Consider the following 18026-nt stretch of genomic DNA (forward strand, 5'->3'; position numbering starts at 1 on the left):
GTCGCCATAGATGGCAAAGGTGACCGCATGCGTCTTGTCGGTGGCGTTGTCGTCCACCCCGACCATCGTGGTGAAACGTCGCGCCGACGCGTTGCGCACTTCGAGCCGTGAGTTGGCGAGGATGCCGATGCCCGCCGCGTATGGCGTGTCGGCGATGTGCAGCACCTGTCCATAGGGCGCGCTATCGGCGCGGGCGCCGCCCCAGCCGGCATAGACCGGGCGATCGCCGCTGCCCTTCGTTCCCGTCCAGCCGGCCGCCGTCCGGAAGATGGTCGGATCGGGCGTCGGTGCGATCACGCCGTCGACGGCCGGGTTCACGCTTCCCGGCTGCTCGGACAGGTAATAGCCGTCCTTCAACGCACGCGTGCCTTGCGCGCGGAAGATCAACGTCTCGCGCGGTTCGACGCGCAGCTTGGTCTGGCGGGTGAAGCTGGACCGCCGCTTGCTCCACAGGTCGGTGAGCGCGATCGGCGCGTCGTCGCTGAATTTCAGATGCGCGGCGAGAAGATCGACGTCATAGCCGCCCGATCCGCGGTTGAAGATCGCCACCGCTTTGTCGCCGGAGGCGAGCGTCTTCACCAGGATCTGCACGTCGTTGGTATCATAGGCCAAAGTCGCCTGATTGCCGGCCGGATCCTGGTTGAGCGCGATGATGTCGGCATTGCCGAACACGTCCATCAGCGACTTCGGCGTGGTGCGCAGGTCTGCCCCGATCATCAGCGGTGCGTTCAGCATGGCCCACAGCGCGAAGTGCGAGCGCGCTTCGGTCAGGTGATCGGCATCGAAATCGCCCGCGCCGATGAACAGCATGTCCGGGTCATTCCACGATCCGGGATGCGCGTAGAGCGAGCGCGTGACCGCGCTGTCGTAATTGACCAGCAGGCGGCCCCAGGCGGGCGCGATGTCGTCGCTCGTGCGGGAGATGTTGCCGAAATCCTTGCCCCACGCACGGACGTTCGCCGCGCCCCAGACGCACAGCGACAGCAGATAATCCCCGTCGGGATTGCCCCGCGCCAGCGCCGCGTTGATCTGGCGGAACAGCGATTGCACGGCGGGAATGTCGGTCCGCGTCACGGCACCCGAATCCATGAGCGGGCCGAGCGGACGATATTTGCCCGAACGCACGCGCTCGCTGTCGGGGCCGTAATCGCGCAGGCCGCACCCGTCGACCTTGATGAAGTCGAAGCCCCACTCGCCGAAATAGAGCGCGATATCCTGGTCGATATGGCCGTGCAGGCCGACCTCGCGCTCCAGGATGCTGCCCTTGGGCAGATCCGTGTCGGTGGGGGAGAAGGCCTGGGAGCAGGTGTTGCGGCCCAGGTCCGAATAGATACCCGCCTTGAACCCCATCGCATGCAGCCGGTCGGTGAACGGCTTGAAGGTCGGCGTGTCGCCCGCCTGCGCCGACGGAAACTTGTCCGCGCGGATGATCATGCGCCCGTCGGACGTGCGTCGCTTCAGCGCCCAGCCGTCGTCGATGTTGATATAGCGATAGCCCTTGGCGGCCAGCCCGCTCTTGATGATCCGCTCGGCCGATCCGAGGATCTTCTCCTCGTCGATGTCGGTGGCGAAGGCGTTCCACGTGCTCCATCCCATCGGCGGCGTGGCGGCCCGGCCGGCGATGTAGCCCGACCAGCGCCCGGTGGGGGCCAGCGGATCGACGGGCGTCGCCGCCGCCAGGGGAGAGGCGAAAGCCGCGAGCAGGCCGAGACCGAGCAACGTCTTCATATCGTCCTTTCATTCGGGCGGCCGCACCGCGCGACCGGCCCCGGTGGCGGGCAGGGTATGCGTGCCCGTCAGTGTCTTCGCGTGATCAGCCGCCCGGCGGCGGCATCACGGCCTCGAACTCGGCCCGGTTGAGCATGCCATCGCCATTCTTGTCGGCCTGCTTGAAGAGCGCCGGGGCCGCGGCGGTGAAGGCGGCATGCGTCACCTTGCCCGCCGAGTCCGGTCCCACGCCCGCCAGCAGGCCTTTCGCCTCGGGCGCGTGGCTCGGATCGACGCTGTCCTGACCGCTGAAGAAATAGTCCCAGCCCATTTCGCGGAAGTCGGCAAACTCCGCCTGCGCGATCCGTTCGTCGCGGCTGGTGTCGGCCATCGCGAACAGATCGATCTCCTGCGCGTACGCCGCGCCGGAAAGTGCCGCGCCCAGCGCGATGATCGTCCATTTCATTGGGGCACTCTCCTAATTGCTGCGCAACGCGGCGCCGGCTGCATCGCCCGGCCGGCGCCGCTCTCATGTCAGTCCCGGAACATCAGCGGCGCCATCTGCTGCAGGCTGCGGCGCCACGTCTGGAATTCGTGCCCGGTATTTTCCGAAACGTAGAACACGCTGTTGATGCCGGCCGCCTTCAGGGCCGCCGCGTTCGCGCGCGGGTCCGACGGCGGCGCACCGGGCGGCAGGTTGGAACGGCTGCGGTCGAGCTCGCGGCTGCCGAAGCTGACGAAGGCCAGCTTCACCTTCTTCTTGAAATCGGGCGTGGCGTTGACGTCCTCCATGGAGAAGGTTCCCCCGCTCAACAACCCGATATGCGAGAAGGTGTCGAGGTGCTTGGGCGCGATCAGCTTGGTTTCGAACCCGCCCATCGACAGCCCCGCCATCGCCCGGTGCGGCGCGTCGGCGAGTGTGCGGAAATGGCCGTCGACATAGGGGATCAGCTCGTCGAGGAGCACGGTCTGGAACGGACGGATGTCGAAGCTGGCAAGGCCGCCCGGGCTGCCCGGACGGATGTCGTTCGTCATGCCGTACGTCATCACGATGATGAACGGACGCGTCTTTCCGGCCGCGATCAGATTGTCCATGATCAGGTTGGCATGGCCCTGGTTCGACCAGGCGGTCTCGTCCTCGCCCCAGCCATGCTGCAGGTACAGCACCGGATAGCGCGTGCGCGGGTTCTTGTCATAGCCCGGCGGCGTGTAGACGAAGGCGCGCCGCGACGTGCCCGTGCTGGGCGACGGGAACAGGACCTGCTGCACATGCCCGTGCGGCACGTCCTTCAGCGCGTAGAAGTCGGCGTCGTGCGCGGGAATCTCGATCCCGCTTTCCCACCGCGTCGATCCGTAGAAGTTGAGCGCGCCGGGATCGTTGAACGTGCCGCCGTCGACGGTCAGATGATAATAATGGAAGCCTTCGTCGAACGGGCCCTCGGAGGTGCCGACCCACGCGCCGTCGGCCGCCTTACTGAGCACGGTGCCGCCACGACCGCCCAGTCCCAGGCTGACCTTCACCGCCTTCGCATCCGGGGCGACGATGCGGAAGCGGGCATAGCCCTGCGAATTGACCTGCGGATATTGCTGCCCAGGCTGGTTGAGGCTCGACGGCTTGAAATCCTCGACGATCGAGGGGGATTGCGCCCCCGCCACCCCGACGCCAAGGGCCGCGGCCAGGATCAGACCCGTATATTTCATGCAAACCTCTCCCTGCTCATCATGTGCCCTGCCGTGCAGGTGCGTTTATAGTCTGACTATTGCCGCAAGCCGGCAGCCTCCGCAACTCTGATGCGGGCACGATTGTCGGGATATACGTAATCTTAGGGACATCTCGGCATCGGTGGTGATTTCACCGGTCGCATTCGGCCGGGGCGGGCAGCGCATGGTCTCTCGCTTGCTTCATGTCATGGTGACGCTATGAACGCTCGTGATGCCGCCGGGCTGTGCGTGGATGCGCGCGTCGGGCGCGATGCGGGTGTGGTGAAACTGGTAGACGCGCCGGACTCAAAATCCGGTTCCGAAAGGAGTGTCGGTTCGAGCCCGACCACCCGCACCACCTTCCGGAAGTTTGGCACCAGCTCCGCTGATCGTGGCAATCGCGCTGCGCCCACAAAATCTCCCGGCGACGTGGCTTTTCAGCAACGCTCTTTTCGCTGCTGCAGCATGTTAGCCCTAACATAGCCCTATTTGCGAAGGTGCACCGCAGCAAATTGCGCCGTCCAAGGGCAATTTTTGAGAGCGCTAACGGCCGAATCGGACGCGTCAAATCAATGTCAACCACACCGCGCAATTAAATTGCGAGTATACGATATATGACGTAACAATGTTTGTTGACACAAATTTGCGTTCTGTTAGTCGCCGATTAACGGGCGCTCGACAGCCCGTCCAAAAACGTACGCAGCCGACAAAATTCGGCTGAACTGGGAGGGAAATCATGAAGAATTTCAGGCTGTCGCCTGCTCTTGCTCGTTCGTCGTCGGTCCTGGCTGTCGCGGTCGGCCTTCTGGTGCCCTCCGTCGCGCTTGCGCAGGACAATAATGCGCCCGCTACCAATGCGCAGCCCGGATCGGGCGACAATGTCGCGCAGCAGGACGCGTCGACCGACATCGTCGTCACCGGCATCCGCGCCTCGCTCAACCGCGCGATCGACATCAAGCGCAACTCGGCGGGCGTCGTCGACGCGATCTCGGCCGAAGACATCGGCAAGTTCCCCGACACCAACCTCGCCGAATCGCTCCAGCGCATCACCGGCGTGTCGATCAACCGCGTCAACGGCGAAGGGTCGCAGGTCGCGGTCCGCGGCTTCTCGGGCGGCTTCAACCTCGTGACGGTCAACGGGCGTCAGATGCCTGCGTCGAACGTCGACACCAGCGGCGCCAACATCTTCGCGCGCGGCACGGGCCGCTCGTTCGACTTCCAGAACCTCGCGTCGGAAGGCGTCAGCACGCTCGAAGTCTACAAGACCGGCCGCGCCTCGGTTCCGTCGGGCGGCATCGGCGCGACGATCAACATCATCACGCGTAAGCCGCTCGATTCGCGCGAGACCGGCTTCTCGGGCTCGATCGGTGCCAAGGCACTGTACGACAATTCGGTCGAAAAGGCCGAAGCGAAGAAGCGTCGCGTCACCCCTGAGGCCTCGGGTCTGCTCAACTGGACAAACGAAGAGGGCACCTTTGGCGCCTCCGTGTTCGGCAGCTACCAGCTGCGTTACTCGGCGTCAGTCAACTCGAACCCGAACTACTGGAACGTCGTTCCGACCGACGAATTCTTCAATTCGGGCACCTACACGACGCCGACGACGGTCATCAACAACCGCCCGGACACGCCCTATGTCCTGATCCCGAACGACAGCCGCTACGGCTTCTCGGAAAACCGCCGCGAGCGTATCAACGGGCAGGCGATGCTCCAGTTCAAGCCGACCGATACGCTGGAATTCAGCGTCGACGGCCTGTTTGCCCGCAACAAGCTGCGCGAGCAGCGTAACGAACAGGGCAACTGGTTCCAGCGGCCGTTCAACCAGGTCACGTTCGATGACAATCCGAACATGGCCACCGCGATCTTCCTCAGTGAGGCGATCCAGGCGGACAAGGGCTACGAACAGCAGATGCTGGCGACCAAGTCGGAGCTGCGCTCGGTCGGGGCGAACGGCAAGTGGGAATTCGCCGACAATCTGACGCTGACCCTCGACGGGCATCATTCGACCTCGAAGTCGACGCCAGATAACAGCAACGGGACTTCGGCCACGACGATCTCGATCGGCGCGCCCGTGCGCTCCTCGCACACGCTCGACTTCTCGAGCGGCTTCCCGGTGCAGGCCGAGACGATCAACGATTGTTCGGCCACAAACGGTGGACGTGGTGGTAACTGCAACGGCCTGCTCGATCTCGGCGACGTCGGCACGCAGATCGGGCGCCTCATCTCGTCGCGTCAGAGCCAGCGTATCAACGAAGCGCGGGCGACGATCGGCTGGGATCTCGGCGAAGGCAGCCGGTTCGACTTCGGCGGCAATTATATCGACACGCGCATGCGGTCGGTCCGTTCCGAGGCGACCCAGACGCTCGGCGACTGGGGCATCACCGACACAGGTATCGTCGAACAGCGTGCCGCCGATCTCGTCGACACGTTCTGCCTGACCTGCAAGTTCGATCACTTCAATCCGAATTCGACCGGCTCGGCGCTGGTCGCGTTCCGCGGCAACGCGGTCGACCTGATGAACCTCTTCGGTCCCTATTATTCGGATCGTGGCACGCCGCCGCAGCCGGGCGCCACGCTCGACGATACGGTCCGTGAAAAGACCTGGGCGGCCTTTGGCCAGCTGACGTGGGCGGGTGAGATTGCGGGCCACCGTGCCAATGCGGTGATCGGCGTTCGTTATGAGCAGACCCGCGTCCGTTCGAGCGGCTTCCAGAGCGGCACGTTCATCCGCTGGACGTCGGACAACGACTTCTTCTCCATCAACGACAATACGACGGTCCAGGTGCGGGGTCGCGGTCAATACAGCAATCTGCTGCCCTCGCTCGACTTCAACATTGATCTGACTGATCGCCTGAAGGCTCGCGCGTCGTTCAGCCGCACGCTGGCGCGTCCAGACTTCGGTAACCTGTTCGCCACCGGCACCGCCGGCGGTCCGCCGCGCCCGACCGCGCTCGGCGGTATCGCGACCGGCAGCACGCAGAATCCCGATCTGCTGCCGCTGCTCTCGGATAACTTCGATGTGTCGGTCGAATGGTATTACAAGCCGGCCAGCTTCGTCTCGCTCGGCTTCTTCGACAAGCGCGTGAAGAACTTCCTCGGCACCGGCGTCGTGAACGGGCCGCTGTTCGGCATGCGCGATGCCAGCTCGGGTGCGCCCGGCTCGCGTTCGGGCACCGCTCTCGAGCGGCTGCGCGCAAACAACTGGGGTCTGACCGACATCAACCTGTTCTCGTACACCGCGCTGCTCATCCAGAATGGCGGCAACGTGGCGGCTGCGGATGCCATCTTCGCGGCTAACCAGACGGGCGGTGCGGCAAACCCGACTTTCGCGACCAACCTCGCGAATACGGTGGACATCGAGCCGGACAGCAACGATCCGCTGTTCAACTTCGCGATCTCGCAGCCGATCAACAACCGCGAGGGCAAGATTCATGGCTTCGAAGCGGCCTGGACCCACTTCTTCGGGGACAGCGGCATCGGCTTCTCGGCGTCGTACACCAAGGTGGACGGCAACGTGAACGTCGACCCCTATGCCGATCCGAACGTGAACATCTTCGCTTTGACCGGCCTCGGCGACAGCGCGAACGGCACGCTGATCTACGACAAGAACGGCCTGTCGGCCCGCGCGTCGTACAATTGGCGCGCCAAGTACCTGCTGAACACGAACCAGGGTGCCAACCGCAACCCGACGTTCGTGGCCCCGTTCGGCACGCTCGACGTCAATATCAGCTACGACATCAACGAACGCATTGCGGTCTCGCTCGAAGGCATCAACCTGACCAGCGAAAGCCTGCGCCAGTATGGCCGCACCAAGACGAACCTCGTGTTCGCGCAGGAGCTGAAGCCCCGCTTCCTGCTCGGCGCGCGCTACCGGTTCTGATCGGTCGCACACCTGTCGTGAAGGGAAAGGCCGCTGTTCGCAGCGGCCTTTTTCTTTGGAGCGGCGCGCCCGCCCCGCTACTCTCAGCGCGCCCCACCGCCATCGGCGCGCCGACGAAAGCCGCACTGTCATGAAGCCTGTTCTGCTCAACAATGTCGACCATCACGATTTGCGCGTGGCGCCACGCGCCGGCGCCGAATATGGCGACAGCGTTAACCAACTCGTCCTGTTTCCGTCGGAGTTCGAGGAGGCCCAGCGCACCTTCCCGATCATCTTCCGGCGCGGTGAAGAGGGGGTGCAGGCGTTCGCGCTGCTCGGTCTCGACCGTGACGAGAACCTCTTCCTCGACGGCGATCGCTGGACCAGCGCCTACGTTCCGGCCATCCAGCGGCGCGGTCCGTTCGCGATCGTGCTGCAACGCCCCGCGCCGGGCGTCGACACGCCCGCCGATCCCAAGATCCAGGTCGATCTGGACGATCCGCGCGTCGGCGCGGAGGACGGCCTGCCGCTCTTCCTCGATCATGGCGGCAATGCGCCCTATCTCGATCATATCGTCGGCGTGCTGCGCGTGATCTACGAGGGCGTCGAGGGCGCCCCCGCTTTTTATGCTGAGCTGGACGAGGCCGGCCTGCTCCAGCCGATCACGATGCAGATCAACCTCGGCGAGGACCAGGGTTACGAACTGCCCGATCTGTTCGTGATCGATCAGGAGGCGCTCGCCGGGCTGGAGGGCGAAACGCTCGCGCGCCTGCACCGCTCGGGCGTGCTCCGCGCCGCGACGATGGCGGTCGCCTCGCTCGGCAACGTGCAACGTTTGATCGACCTCAAGAATCGCAAGCTGGGGCTCGGCTAGGTCTTACCTCATGCCGGCTTTTGGACGCCCCGTTCGCGAACTCACCGGTCTGGCGCCGGGCGCGGTGCCCTGGCGCATGCTGATCGACGCGGGCGAGCCCGTCATCCTGCGCGGCCTTGCCCGCGACTGGCCGCTCGTCGCGGCGGGGCACCAGTCGCCGCGTGCGGCAGTCGACTATCTGATGGGCTTTTATAATGGCCGACCCGGCGCGGGCTATACCGCTCCCGCCGAGGTGGGCGGGCGCTATTTCTACGCGGATGCCGATCTCACCCGCCTGAACTTCGATCGCGAAAGCGTGCGGCTCGACGATTATCTCGAACGCCTGCTCGCGCGGCTCGACGATCCGCAATCGCCGTCCTTCTACATCGGTTCGACCGACCTCGAAGGCTATTTTCCCGGCTTCGCCGCGCGGAACGACGTGCTGGGCGACGACCCGCTGTTTGCGCACGCGCTGCGCAGCATCTGGATCGGCACGCGCACGATCGCGACCGCGCATCACGACGTGTCGAACAACATCGCCTGCGTGGCGGTTGGCCGCCGGCGCTTCACGCTCTTCCCGCCGGATCAGGTCGCGAACCTCTATCCCGGCCCGCTCGAACCCACGCCCGGCGGGCAGGTGATCTCGCTCGTCGATTTCGACGCGCCCGATCTCGCGCGCTTCCCCGATTTCGCGCAGGCGATGGCGGCGGCGCAGGTGGCCGAGCTCGAGGCCGGCGACGCGCTCGTCTACCCGGCTTTGTGGTGGCATCATGTCGAGGCGCTCGCGCCGTTCAACATGATGGTCAATGTTTGGTGGAACGACGTTCCGGCCTTCGTCGACCAGCCGATGAACACCTTGCTCCACGGCCTGCTCAGCCTGCGCGGGCGCCCGGCGCACGAACGCGAGGCATGGCGTGCGCTGTTCGATTATTACCTGTTCGGCCCCACCGACCGGGCGATCGCGCACTTGCCGGAGGCGGCGCGGGGGCCGCTCGCCCCGCTCGACGCGATGAGCGCGCGGCGGCTGCGCGCGCTCCTGCTGAACAAGCTGAACCGCTGAGGCGCGCGCTCAGGCGCGCCACAACGCCCCGATCACGCCCTCCCCCGGATAGGCGACCAGCATGTCGCTGTCGGGGTCGAGCGTCAGCGCGGTCTCGTCCGTCGCCAGCCACACGCCGCCCGCTTCCAGCGCCGCGTCGCCGATCCGCCCGCCGCCGGACAGCGGAATCAGCCACAGCGGCCGGCCGTCGCTCGCCAGCGTCGCCGTGCCGGTAAGCGTCCACCGCTCCAGCACGAACTTCGGCCCGTCCGCCAGCACGCTCCGCCCCTCGGCGATCGCGTGCGCCTTGTATGGCGCGACGTAGGGGACCGGGTCGCTCGCCGCGACGCCGTCGTCGAGGTGAAGCTCGCGCGCCGATCCGTAATCGTACAGCCGATAGGTCAGGTCGACATTCTGCTGCACCTCGACCAGCGTCAGCCCCGGCCCGATCGCGTGGATCGTGCCCGCCGGCGTATAGAAGCTGTCGTCCTTCTTCACCGCCTTCCAGTCGAGCAGGCGCTCGATCGAGCCGTCGAGTGCCGAGGCGCGCAGTTCGTCCTGCGTCATCGGCTGCAGCGTGCCGAGAGCGATCGTGGCATGCGGTTCGGCGTCGAGGATCACCCACGCCTCGTCCTTTCCGCGCGGATAGCCGCTCGCCTGCGCGCGGGCGTCGTCGGGATGGACCTGCACCGACAATTTGTCGCTGGTGAACAGATATTTGATCAGCAATTCGGGGCCCTCGGCGCTGCCGTCGCTGGCCCCCGGCACCTCGAACCAGATCTCGCCGACCGGCTCGCCGCCCTCCGGCACCGCGTCGAACGCGGGCCACAGGTCGCGGCGCCCCCACGGCTTCTCGACGCGCTTGGTGGTCAGGCGGGTGGCGGGCATGGTTCGGGTACCCCTCGATTGAAAGATGCGGCGATGGAACGCCTCATGCGCCCGAACGTCGGGGAAGGCGATGGCGTTCCTGCGCGGCTTCCGGCGGCTGGCGACCGTGGTCCTGGCGGCCCTCCTCCTGCTCGCGCTCGGCTATGCGCTGGTCGCGCCGCGCCTCGATCCGGCCGACCTGCCGTGGACGCCGCTCGATCTCGATGCGCGGCTCGGGCGGGCGACGGCGGGCAAGATCGCCGCGCTCGATGGCCCGGCCTGCGCCGCCCTGCTCGACCGGGCCGGGATCGCCCATCGCGCGCTGCCGGCGGTGCGCCGTGGCGAATGCGGCTATGACGACGGCGTCGCCTGGAGCAGCGGCGGCCTGCGCCGCACCGCCTACAACCCCGGCGGCCCCACGCTCGCCTGTCCGCTCGCCGCCAGCCTGGCGGTGTGGGAGCGCGAGGTCGTCCAGCCCGAGGCCGAACGCCTGCTCGGCGCGCGCGTCGCGCGGATCGATCATTATGGCAGCTATGCCTGCCGCCGCCTCTACGGCAGCGCGAGCGGCGGATGGAGCGAGCATGCCCGCGCCCGCGCGATCGACATCGCCGGCTTCCTTCTGACCGACGGCCGCCGGATCACCGTCGCGCGCGACTGGACGGGAAGGGGGCCGGAGGCGGCGTTCCTCCGCGCGGTCCGCGACGGCGCGTGCCGCGCCTTCACCACCACGCTGTCGCCCGACTACAATGCCGCGCACCGCGATCATTTCCACCTCGACGATGCCGATCGCGGCATGATGTGGCGCGCCTGCCGCTAGCGCCGACCGGCCCCGCGCAGCTCAGTTGGGCAGGGTTTCCTCAATCTTGTCGACCCATTCGGGGAAGAAACAGGGCTGGCGGTTCGACCAGCCCGGGGCGGTCGCCGCCGCCTCGCTGATCGACTGGAGCAGCGCCCGCCGCTTTTCCGGGTGGAGGTGGGGCAGCGCCGCCGCCGCGCAGAACGCGCCCGGCAGCCACGGGCGGACCCCGCCGCCGACCAGCCGCTCGTAGAGGAAACGGTAGGCGGCAAAGCTCGACAGCCGCCCCTGCCCCAGATCGAACGCGGTCACCGTCACCAAAGGCGAAAAGAACGGCTCCATCTGGTCAAGCCCGCTATCGTCGGGAACATGCCCGCGAATATGATCGAGCCGGCCGTAGATCCGCGCCTGCGCCTTGATGCTCGCCGCCTCGACGATGTCGCGCGACCAGCGGCGCAGCGCGTCCTGGCGCGACAGGCCGATGTCGAGCGAGCGCCGGATGTAACGCTGCGTGGCGGCGGGAAAGCCCGCAAACTCCTTCATCTCCGCCAGCGCCATGGCCCCATCGGCCGGTCGCATCTGCACGCCCATATCGCCCTCCCGCTCAAGAGAAGACCCAGGGGTGTGCCACGGCGATCATTGCCGGGTGCTTAACCCTGCGTCGCTTCTCGCGAGCCGAAAGGATCATGGATCATGCTGCGGCGCAACATGGCATTTGCGCCACAGTCATGAAAAATACGCGGAGGAGGGGGCTTACTTGCCGCCCTCCATCCGCGCTTCGGCTTCGGGATCGTAGCCCGACGACGGCGCGGGGTCCTTGCCCTTGCCAGGCTGCGTGTTGGACGGCGCATCCGAAGTGGGAAAGGTTTCGTCGAGCGCCACATCGAGCTTGGCGTCCTCGTCGCTCGGGTCGCGCTGCAACGCCTTGCTGTCCTGCGCGTCATGCGCGTCGCGCACTTCGGGGACCTTGGTCTCTTCGGGCTTTTCGTCTTCGGGCATGGGCGCGTCCTCCTTCCGCCGCCAACGCCGGACGCGATCCGCCGTTCCTGCTTGCGGCGCGCGCGCTGGTTTGCTCAAGTCGTCGCCGCCACTCCTCTCCGACGAGCTTTCTCCATGCGCACGATCCTTCTTGCCCTGCTCCTTGCGGCCCCGCTGCCCGCGCTTGCCGCCGAACCTGCCGACAAGCCGGCGGAAAAGGCCGCGTCCGACCACGCGCCGCTGCCCGCCGACAAGACGATCCGCCAGACCGCGGTGATCGACGGCCGCTCGGTCGCCTACGACGTCACCGTCGGCACGATCGCGGTCAACGATGCCAAGGGCAAGAAGATCGGCGAAGTGGTCTACACCGCTTATGTCGTGCCCGGCCGCGGCGCCGCCCGCCCCGTGACCTTCGCCTTCAACGGCGGGCCGGGCGCGTCGTCGGCCTTCCTCAATTTCGGCGCGATCGGCCCCAAGCGGGTCCAGTTCGGCGCGCAGGGCGACGCCCCCTCCGACAGCGCGGTCGCGCGCGACAATCCCTATTCCTGGCTCGATATGACCGATCTGGTCTTCATCGATCCCGTCGGCACGGGGTTCAGCCGCACGCTGGAGGACGAGGCGGCGAGCAAGCGCGATTTCTTCACCGCGCAGGCCGACATCGAATATCTCAGCCGCGTCGTGTTCGACTGGCTCAATCAGAACGGACGGATGACCTCGTCCAAATATCTGATCGGCGAAAGCTATGGCGGCTACCGTGTGCCGCGCCTCGCTTATTACCTGCAGAGTCAGCTCGGCGTCGGGCTCAACGGGCTGGTGCTCGTGTCGCCCTACCTCAATCCGACTTCGATCGACGATGAGGAGAATGCGCTCTCGCCTTTGCCCTACATGGTGTCGCTGCCGTCGATGGCGGCGGCGCGGCTCGAACGGCAGGGCGCGCTGACCCCGGCCGCGCTGGCCGAGGTCGAATCCTACACGCGCGGAGAGTTCGCGACCGATCTGTTCCGGGGCCGATCGGATCCGCAGGCGATCGAACGGCTTACGACGCGCGTCGCGGGCTATACCGGGCTCGATGCCGCGCTCGTCCGCCGGCTCGAAGGGCGCGTCGGCGTGCGCACCTATCTGCGCGAGGTGCATCGCGACCGGAAGGAGATCGGATCGATCTACGATTCGAACGTCACCGCGTTCGATCCCTTCCCCGGCGCGGTCGAGCAGCAGTCGAACGATCCGCTGCTCGTTTCGATCATGGCGCCGACGACGGGTGCGGCGGTCGATCTGATGACCAATCAGGTCGGGTGGAAGGTGCAGGCGCGCTACAACCTGCTCTCCTACGACGTGAACCGCGTGTGGGACCGCGACAATAGCGACAAGCCGGTCGCCGACCTGCGCCGCGCCATCTCCGCCGATCCGAAGATGACGGTGATCGTCGCGCACGGCATGGACGACCTGTCCTGCCCCTATTTCGCCAGCCGGCTGGTGATCGATCAGATGCCCGGCTTCGGCCAGGCCGAACGCGTCAAGCTCGCGCTCTATGCCGGCGGCCACATGTATTACAGCCGCCCCGACAGCGCCGCGCAGTTCCGCCGCGACGCGATGGCGATGTACCGGCGGTAAAGGCGCCTCGCGCGGGCCGGCGTAAGATCAGTCCGGGCCGCGCGCCTGCGCCAGCGCGCAGCGCCACGCGGCGAATTCCTCGAAGCGGAGCGGCTGGTCGAACACCAGCCCGCCTTCGCCATTGCGCCACCACGCGAAGGCGGCCGGGCGGAAGGGCAGCGCCTCGGTCGCGACCTCGCACCGCGCACCCGCGCGGGTCAGGGCGTCGGCGGCGATCCGCATGCCCCCTTGCGAGATGTTGACCACGTGCGCCTCATGCTCGTCGAAGCCGAGGCGCAGCGTGCCGGGAAGTGCCACTGCGATGCGCGGCAGGCGGATGACGCCGACGCGCGGATCGACCGAGCATTGCGCGAGCAGGGTGGGCATCGGCACGGAATCGGCGAATGTGATCCCGATCTGCCCGGCGCGCGCCCAGGCGACCTCGCCCGACAGGCTGCGCCCCGACTGCAGCTCGATCCGCACCTGCGCGCCCTTGGGTACGGTGCGATAGATTTCGGCCTTCAGCCCCGCGGCGGAGACGTCGCGCACCACGCACAATTCTTCCTCGTCGCCCGCGACCAGCTTGGCGACCTCGTGCACCACCGCGCGGCGTGGGTCGCGTCGGCGCTCGATCGGGTCGGCGGGGGGCCGCTTCCACAGGCTCTGGATCATCGCTCGTTCTCGCCAGCCGGATTGCTCGTGACGCGCCTCGATGCACGGGAGGCGTGAATTCCGTTACGGCAACGATGGTTATCGCGGCGTTAAAGTCGGCGTCAGCTCTCGGGAACGGGATCGGGGCCGACATGGACGTGGACCGTCAGCACCTCGTCGCCGCCGCCGATCCGCGCGCCGGAGACGGGGGCCGCCTCGCGATGGTCGAGTCCCACGGCGACGCGAACATAGCATTCGGTCGGGCAGCGGCCTTCATGCGCGTCGAACCCGATCCAGCCATAGCCGTCGACATATAATTCGCTCCAGCCATGTGCCTCGTGGCTGTCGGGCTCGTACGGACGATAGAGATGCCCGGCGACATAGCGCGCGGGAAAGCCGGCGCAGCGCGCCGCCGCGATCAGCAGGTGCGACGCGCCCTGCGCGTCGGCCTTGCCGGTCGCCATCGCCGCCGCCGCGCGATGATCGCCGTCGAGACGCGGCTCGTCCAGCACCAGCCTGTCGTGCACCGCCTCGGCCAGCAGGTGCGCGCGCGTCAGCATATCGGTCGGCAGTGCCAGTTCGGCCACGAAGGCGCGGATCGCCGCATCGGGCGCTGTCGCCGGGGTCGATTGCAGGAAGGCCAGCGGCGGCAACGGCTCGGGCGTTCCGCCCACCATTCCGGCGCGATCCTCGGTCAGCACCTCGCCCGATACCGACAGCGCGATGTCCGCGACCGGGCCGTCCATGTACAGCATCGTGATGTCGTTGCCGTAGCCGTCGCGCGCGGGCTTCAGCCGCACGTCGCGATCCACGTCGATCGACCAGGCGACGACGCTCTGCCCGGAATGATTGCCGGGGGTCATGCGCAGGAGCTGCACCAGCCGCGCCTGCGGCTCGCTGAAGCGATATTCGGTGCGGTGGGTGACGTAGATCCGCATGTCCCGCCTTTATCGCGCCGGCCCGGTTTGCGGTAGCGCCGTCACACCGCGACCGTCAGGAAAAGCGGAACTGCGCCGCGATCGCCCGGTCGAGCTGCGCATTCTCGCGCACGAACACCTCCAGATATTCGTGCAGCCCCTGCCCGAAGATCGAATCGATGCTCGTCCGCGCCAGCGTGGTCTGCCGCCGCCGCGCGAGGCGGTCGGCCTCGCCCTGCCGGCCGAGTCGCTTGCCGATATAGGCGAGGTGGCTCACCACCTCCTCGGTCGCCGCCGCCAGGCTGCGCGGCATTTCGGGCCGCAGGATCAGCATATCGGCCACCAGCCACGGCTTCAGCTCGTCGCGGTACAGCCAGCGATAGGCGGTGTTGGCCGATACGGTGTGGAGGATCGTGGTCCACTGGTCGCGATCAATCACCCCGCCCACCTTCTCGCCCTCGGGCAGCAGCAGGTGATACTTGACGTCGATCAGCCGCGCGGTGTTGTCGGCGCGCTCGATCGCGGCGCCCATGCTGACGAAATGATAGGCCTCGTTGCGCAGCATCCGCTGCAGCGCGCCTTCGAACCCACGCGTCTCCGCGCGGATCATCGCGGTCAGCGCCAGCGTCTCCTCCGATCCGCCCGTGCTCGACAGGCCGCGCAGGCCCAGCCACGCGCGGTTGATCGCCTCCCACACGTCGCGCGTCAGCGCGGTCCGCACCGACTTGGCATTGTTGCGCGCCGCGTCGAGGCAGGCGCGGATCGAGCTCGAATTGTCGGGCGCGAGCGTCAGATAGCCCGCGACCGCCTGCGGATCGCCCGCGCGCTCGGTCCCGGCGAAGGCGCAGCCGGCGGCGACCACCAGCAGCGCGCTCTCCCACGCGGCCTTGCCCGCCGGGCGCGGCGACAGCGCGTCCAGCCGCAGCGTCGCCTCGATCAGGCGCGCGGTGAACTCGGCCCGCTCGACATAGCGGCCCATCCAGTAGAGCGAGGCGGCGGTACGGCTCAGCATCGCATCACTGCCGCTGGACCTGCCCCTCGGGGCCCTGCATCTGATAGGGGTGGATGTCGGACAGGATCAGGCTGTCCTTGGTCCCGCCCCCCTGGCTCGAATTGACCACCAGAGATCCTTCGCGCAGCGCCACGCGGGTCAGCCCGCCCGGCACGATATGGACACCGTCCGCGCCGGTCAGCACGAACGGCCGGAAATCGACATGGCGCGGCGCCACGCCCTGCTCGGTCAGCGTGGGCACGGTCGACAGGGCGAGCGTCGGCTGCGCGATGTAGCGATGCGGCTCGGCCACCAGAGCGGCGCGGAAATCCTCGATCTGCTCGCGTGTCGCGGTCGGGCCGACCAGCATTCCGTAGCCGCCCGATCCGTCGACCAGCTTGACCACCAGCTGTTCGAGATTGTCGAGGGTATAGGACAGCGCGTCCGCCTCGCGGCAGCGATAGGTCTCGACGTTGGGCAGCTTCGCGTCCTCGCCGGTATAATAACGCACGATCTCGGGCATGTAGCTGTAGATCGCCTTGTCATCGGCGATGCCCGTGCCCGGCGCGTTGACCAAAGCGACATTGCCCGCGCGATAGGCGGCGATCAGCCCCGGCACGCCGAGCAACGAGTCCGGGCGGAAGACGAGCGGATCGATATAATCGTCGTCGATCCGGCGGTAGATCACGTCGACGCGCACGCGCCCGTCGATCGTGCGCATCCAGACGATGTCGTCGTCCCCCTCCAGGTCCGCCGCCTCGACCAGCTCGATGCCCATCGAATCGGCGAGGAAGCTGTGCTCGTAGAAGGCGGAATTGAAATGGCCCGGCGTCAGCAGCACGCACACCGGTTCGGACGCCGCGCCGCGCGGCGCGACCGAGCGCAGCGTGTCGCGCAACTGGTCGGGATAGCGGTCGACCGGGCAGACCGGAAAACGGTGGAACAGTTCGGGGCACAGCCGCAGCATCGCCTCGCGATTTTCCAGCATGTAGCTGACGCCCGACGGCGTGCGGGCATTGTCTTCCAGCACGAAGAAGTCGTCGGGTCCGGTCCGCACCAGATCGATCCCACAAATGTGCGAGAAGACGCCGTGCGGCGGCTTCTGTCCGTGCAGAAAGCCGCGAAATTGCGGGTTGGCGAGCACCAGTTCGGGCGGCACGATCCCGTCGGCGATGATCTTCTGCGGGCCGTAGACGTCGGTCAGGAAGGCGTTGATCGCCTCGACCCGCTGGACCAGCCCGTCCTTTAGCCGGCTCCATTCGGGGGCGGTGAAGATGCGCGGCACGATGTCGAACGGGATGATCCGCTCGGCCGATTCCTCCTGGCCATAGACCGCGAAGGTGATGCCGAGCTGGCGGAAGGCGGCCTCGGCGGCGTGCTGGCGGCGTTCGAGCTCGGCGGTCGGCGTGCTGGCGATCCAGTCGGCGAGTTCGGCGAGCCCCGGCCGACCCGTGCGGTCGCCGCTCGTTCCCCACACCTCGTCAAACGCGTCGCGCATCGGCCTCCCGGTATCGTTGATGCCTTGGGCGGAGAGTGCAGCTTATTGTTGCGACGCACAAGGGTGAAGATCACGCAGGCAGAACGAACGGATTTGCCAAAGCGTTGCAGCAGGGTAGCACCGAATTTGCGATGCCCGCCCCGGATCATCCTCCCTTGCCCGAAGCGGCGCTCGACGAACGCTTCCTCGCCGCGACCGGGCCGGGCGGCCAGAACGTCAACAAGGTCGCGACTGCCGTGCAGCTCCGGCTCGACGTCTATGCGCTGCGGCTCGCGCCCGACGTGTTCCGCCGGCTGAAGGCGCTGGCGGGGAGCCGCTGGACCGCCGACGGCGCGATCGTCGTCACGGCGCGCCGCTTCCGCACGCGGGAGGCCAACCGCGCCGATGCGCGCGCGCGGCTGGCGGAGATGGTGGCCGACGCGCATGTCCGGCCCGAGCGCCGGATCAAGACCAAGCCGACCCACGCGGCCAAGCTCAAGCGGGTCGACGCCAAATCCCGGGCCGGCGCTGTCAAGCGCAACCGCGCGCGGCCCCAGGTGGACTGAGCGCCGGGCCGTCGGGCCCGGCGCGTCGATCGGTCAG

Annotated in this window: 16 protein-coding genes and 1 tRNA gene; 7 read left to right on the plus strand and 10 right to left on the minus strand. The window is 67.2% G+C overall.

Features of this window, described 5'->3' with window-relative positions:
• The 3 genes from ACOJSF_RS14110 to ACOJSF_RS14120 form a co-directional block, all read right to left on the minus strand.
• Positions 1–1728, minus strand: a 1728-nt coding sequence (locus ACOJSF_RS14110) for an NPCBM/NEW2 domain-containing protein (RefSeq protein WP_420142835.1), incomplete at its 3' end; no start/stop codon positions are given.
• Positions 1729–1813: 85 nt separating this feature from the next.
• On the minus strand, positions 1814–2173 hold the full coding sequence (locus ACOJSF_RS14115) for a hypothetical protein (protein WP_420142836.1): 360 nt from the start codon (positions 2171–2173) through the stop codon (positions 1814–1816).
• Positions 2174–2241: 68 nt separating this feature from the next.
• Positions 2242–3408, minus strand: a complete 1167-nt coding sequence (locus ACOJSF_RS14120) for an alpha/beta hydrolase (protein ID WP_420142837.1) — start codon at positions 3406–3408, stop codon at positions 2242–2244.
• A 273-nt stretch (positions 3409–3681) separates the two neighbouring features.
• Between ACOJSF_RS14120 and ACOJSF_RS14125 the strand changes: the two genes are divergently transcribed.
• The 4 genes from ACOJSF_RS14125 (at position 3682) to ACOJSF_RS14140 (ending at position 9177) form a co-directional block, all read left to right on the plus strand.
• Positions 3682–3766 (plus strand) — tRNA-Leu (locus ACOJSF_RS14125).
• Between the two features lie 378 nt (positions 3767–4144).
• Positions 4145–7285: a TonB-dependent receptor gene (locus ACOJSF_RS14130; RefSeq protein ID WP_420142838.1), complete on the plus strand. Its 3141-nt coding sequence runs from the start codon at positions 4145–4147 to the stop codon at positions 7283–7285.
• Between the two features lie 130 nt (positions 7286–7415).
• Positions 7416–8138 carry a SapC family protein gene (locus ACOJSF_RS14135; RefSeq protein ID WP_420142839.1) on the plus strand — a complete coding sequence of 241 codons (723 nt, stop codon included), beginning with the start codon at positions 7416–7418 and terminating at the stop codon, positions 8136–8138.
• 10 nt (positions 8139–8148) lie between these two features.
• Positions 8149–9177: a cupin-like domain-containing protein gene (locus tag ACOJSF_RS14140; protein WP_420142840.1), complete on the plus strand. Its 1029-nt coding sequence runs from the start codon at positions 8149–8151 to the stop codon at positions 9175–9177.
• Between the two features lie 9 nt (positions 9178–9186).
• Here ACOJSF_RS14140 and ACOJSF_RS14145 read toward each other — a convergent pair whose 3' ends face one another.
• A complete protein-coding gene (locus ACOJSF_RS14145) occupies positions 9187–10044 on the minus strand; it encodes a class I mannose-6-phosphate isomerase (protein WP_420142841.1) in 858 nt (285 codons plus the stop codon).
• Between the two features lie 70 nt (positions 10045–10114).
• Between ACOJSF_RS14145 and ACOJSF_RS14150 the strand changes: the two genes are divergently transcribed.
• Entirely contained in the window at positions 10115–10840 is a 726-nt protein-coding gene (locus ACOJSF_RS14150; RefSeq protein ID WP_420142842.1) for an extensin family protein, read from the plus strand.
• Positions 10841–10861: 21 nt separating this feature from the next.
• On the opposite strand, the gene ACOJSF_RS14155 is transcribed toward ACOJSF_RS14150, so the two are convergent.
• Together ACOJSF_RS14155 and ACOJSF_RS14160 are read right to left on the minus strand one after the other, a co-directional pair.
• Positions 10862–11410, minus strand: coding sequence for a hypothetical protein (locus tag ACOJSF_RS14155; RefSeq protein ID WP_420142843.1), 549 nt, complete (start codon positions 11408–11410; stop codon positions 10862–10864).
• Between the two features lie 162 nt (positions 11411–11572).
• Positions 11573–11818 (minus strand): hypothetical protein, encoded by a 246-nt coding sequence (locus ACOJSF_RS14160; protein ID WP_420142844.1) that lies wholly within the window; start codon positions 11816–11818, stop codon positions 11573–11575.
• Positions 11819–11932: 114 nt separating this feature from the next.
• On the opposite strand from ACOJSF_RS14160, the gene ACOJSF_RS14165 reads away from it, so the two are divergent.
• Positions 11933–13408: a S10 family peptidase gene (locus tag ACOJSF_RS14165; protein ID WP_420142845.1), complete on the plus strand. Its 1476-nt coding sequence runs from the start codon at positions 11933–11935 to the stop codon at positions 13406–13408.
• Positions 13409–13435: 27 nt separating this feature from the next.
• Here the strand turns inward: ACOJSF_RS14165 and ACOJSF_RS14170 are convergent, their stop codons facing one another.
• The 4 genes from ACOJSF_RS14170 to ACOJSF_RS14185 form a co-directional block, all read right to left on the minus strand.
• A complete protein-coding gene (locus ACOJSF_RS14170; RefSeq protein WP_420142846.1) occupies positions 13436–14059 on the minus strand; it encodes a PilZ domain-containing protein in 624 nt (207 codons plus the stop codon).
• 101 nt (positions 14060–14160) lie between these two features.
• Positions 14161–14976, minus strand: coding sequence for a transglutaminase family protein (locus ACOJSF_RS14175; protein ID WP_420142847.1), 816 nt, complete (start codon positions 14974–14976; stop codon positions 14161–14163).
• Positions 14977–15031: 55 nt separating this feature from the next.
• On the minus strand, positions 15032–15967 hold the full coding sequence (locus ACOJSF_RS14180; RefSeq protein WP_420142848.1) for an alpha-E domain-containing protein: 936 nt from the start codon (positions 15965–15967) through the stop codon (positions 15032–15034).
• Between the two features lie 4 nt (positions 15968–15971).
• Positions 15972–17444 (minus strand): circularly permuted type 2 ATP-grasp protein, encoded by a 1473-nt coding sequence (locus tag ACOJSF_RS14185; RefSeq protein WP_420142849.1) that lies wholly within the window; start codon positions 17442–17444, stop codon positions 15972–15974.
• 131 nt (positions 17445–17575) lie between these two features.
• Between ACOJSF_RS14185 and arfB the strand changes: the two genes are divergently transcribed.
• A complete protein-coding gene (arfB, locus tag ACOJSF_RS14190; protein ID WP_420142850.1) occupies positions 17576–17989 on the plus strand; it encodes an alternative ribosome rescue aminoacyl-tRNA hydrolase ArfB in 414 nt (137 codons plus the stop codon).
• Positions 17990–18026: the final 37 nt, after the last annotated feature.

This window comes from Sphingomonas sp. (assembly GCF_048594985.1).
Lineage (GTDB): Bacteria > Pseudomonadota > Alphaproteobacteria > Sphingomonadales > Sphingomonadaceae > Sphingomonas_I.

Bases quoted from the DNA above. Each gene is read 5' to 3' on its own strand.
- ACOJSF_RS14115 (WP_420142836.1), bottom strand. From the start codon at position 2,173: ATGAAATGGACGATCATCGCGCTGGGCGCGGCACTTTCCGGCGCGGCG.
- ACOJSF_RS14120 (WP_420142837.1), bottom strand. From the start codon at position 3,408: ATGAAATATACGGGTCTGATCCTGGCCGCGGCCCTTGGCGTCGGGGTG.
- ACOJSF_RS14130 (WP_420142838.1), top strand. From the start codon at position 4,145: ATGAAGAATTTCAGGCTGTCGCCTGCTCTTGCTCGTTCGTCGTCGGTC.
- ACOJSF_RS14135 (WP_420142839.1), top strand. From the start codon at position 7,416: ATGAAGCCTGTTCTGCTCAACAATGTCGACCATCACGATTTGCGCGTG.
- ACOJSF_RS14140 (WP_420142840.1), top strand. From the start codon at position 8,149: ATGCCGGCTTTTGGACGCCCCGTTCGCGAACTCACCGGTCTGGCGCCG.
- ACOJSF_RS14145 (WP_420142841.1), bottom strand. From the start codon at position 10,044: ATGCCCGCCACCCGCCTGACCACCAAGCGCGTCGAGAAGCCGTGGGGG.
- ACOJSF_RS14150 (WP_420142842.1), top strand. From the start codon at position 10,115: ATGGCGTTCCTGCGCGGCTTCCGGCGGCTGGCGACCGTGGTCCTGGCG.
- ACOJSF_RS14155 (WP_420142843.1), bottom strand. From the start codon at position 11,410: ATGGGCGTGCAGATGCGACCGGCCGATGGGGCCATGGCGCTGGCGGAG.
- ACOJSF_RS14160 (WP_420142844.1), bottom strand. From the start codon at position 11,818: ATGCCCGAAGACGAAAAGCCCGAAGAGACCAAGGTCCCCGAAGTGCGC.
- ACOJSF_RS14165 (WP_420142845.1), top strand. From the start codon at position 11,933: ATGCGCACGATCCTTCTTGCCCTGCTCCTTGCGGCCCCGCTGCCCGCG.
- ACOJSF_RS14170 (WP_420142846.1), bottom strand. From the start codon at position 14,059: ATGATCCAGAGCCTGTGGAAGCGGCCCCCCGCCGACCCGATCGAGCGC.
- ACOJSF_RS14175 (WP_420142847.1), bottom strand. From the start codon at position 14,976: ATGCGGATCTACGTCACCCACCGCACCGAATATCGCTTCAGCGAGCCG.
- ACOJSF_RS14180 (WP_420142848.1), bottom strand. From the start codon at position 15,967: ATGCTGAGCCGTACCGCCGCCTCGCTCTACTGGATGGGCCGCTATGTC.
- ACOJSF_RS14185 (WP_420142849.1), bottom strand. From the start codon at position 17,444: ATGCGCGACGCGTTTGACGAGGTGTGGGGAACGAGCGGCGACCGCACG.
- arfB (WP_420142850.1), top strand. From the start codon at position 17,576: ATGCCCGCCCCGGATCATCCTCCCTTGCCCGAAGCGGCGCTCGACGAA.